Below are 359 nucleotides of genomic sequence, written 5' to 3'. Positions count from 1 at the left end.
CATGAGGAGGAGCACCTGGCGCAGCGCATCCTCGTCGGACAGCCTCCTCACCGGCCAGCAGCACGTGCACGCCGTCGGCGATGAGGTTCCGCTCGGACTCGCCCCCGGCCCCCATGAGGAGGAGGGAGCACCTGGCGCAGCGCATCCTCGTCGGACGGTTTCGCCGGACCGGCCAGGATCTCGGAGGTCAGGTCCTGGCCCGGCCGACTTCGGTTCAGCGCGATCAGCTCGGTGATGCCCCGGGTGAGCTCGGCGTTCGCCTTCTCCGCGCCGTCGCCGACCTGCGCCTCGCCGACGGCCGCGCGCACGGCGCGACCTGTGCCCGGTGGGCCCGTGCCGTGGCCGGGCTCCGGCACGGC

General features: G+C 74.1%; 1 pseudogene. It reads right to left on the bottom strand.

The features are described 5' to 3' along the window. Positions 1-47: 47 nt before the first annotated feature. Positions 48-359 (bottom strand): annotated as a pseudogene (locus ACFFNX_RS51120) (hypothetical protein); the annotation flags it as partial.

The sequence above is a fragment of the Actinoallomurus acaciae genome, from assembly GCF_042429965.1.
Classification (GTDB): domain Bacteria; phylum Actinomycetota; class Actinomycetes; order Streptosporangiales; family Streptosporangiaceae; genus Actinoallomurus; species Actinoallomurus acaciae.
This window is presented reverse-complemented; position numbering and strand designations above follow the sequence as displayed.